A 692-nucleotide genomic window follows, 5' to 3' on the forward strand; every position below is an offset into this window, starting at 1 on the left:
TTGGCCTTTACTCTGCCCTTGCAGCCCGTGAGAGAGAAATTGTCGATGCTCAACATTCAATTGCCCCGCAAGCTCAAATGCGAACAGCGAGGGCGTTACCAACATCGCGAGTAATCCGCCAAGTTGGTTTACTCCTTTGCCCATATTCATACCACTCCCTTATTTAACTCGCTTGAGCACGTTTTTGTTGAAGTCGTTCTCTTCCAACCCTGTTTGAAAGCGCAAATCGCTAGTGTTCAATTCTGTGCTTTTGCCAGTTTGGTGATTCGTCATTGCCATGGTATGTGCACGCCAATATTTATCGAGGTACTGCTTATAATTAGCGAAAGTTAGAGTTTTCAATAACGCGCCTTTTCGGTCGTAAAACTCGACTTTGAGAGGGCGATAATGCGCCTTGTCAAGCCATACTACCTGCTTGGTATAACCGGAGTTCTTGTCCGTTGGAATTTGCTCTAGAACGAATACGTCTTGCCCGTTAAACTTATCATCCTTGAGGTGGTTAAAGCGGTATTTTTCGATTTCAAATGAACTCAAGTCTTCATACGCAAACTCGCTTCCCATAAACGGGCCCGACTTATTACGTGACGAAATTCGCTTTACTCGCTTTAAGGCAGGTAAATACAACCATTGGTCATCCGCACCAATGGTATGAGAATGGTTGAGAAAAGCCGTGCCCGTGACATCCCGAGGCT

The 692-nt window shown here is 45.5% G+C and carries 1 protein-coding gene; it reads right to left on the reverse strand.

Translation table 11 applies throughout. The features are described 5' to 3' along the window. Positions 1-159: 159 nt before the first annotated feature. The coding region (locus R7190_RS27630) for an outer membrane lipoprotein-sorting protein (protein ID WP_318137900.1) at positions 160-692 on the reverse strand (533 nt) is incomplete at its 5' end.

The sequence above is a fragment of the Vibrio sp. 1078-1 genome, from assembly GCF_033340475.1.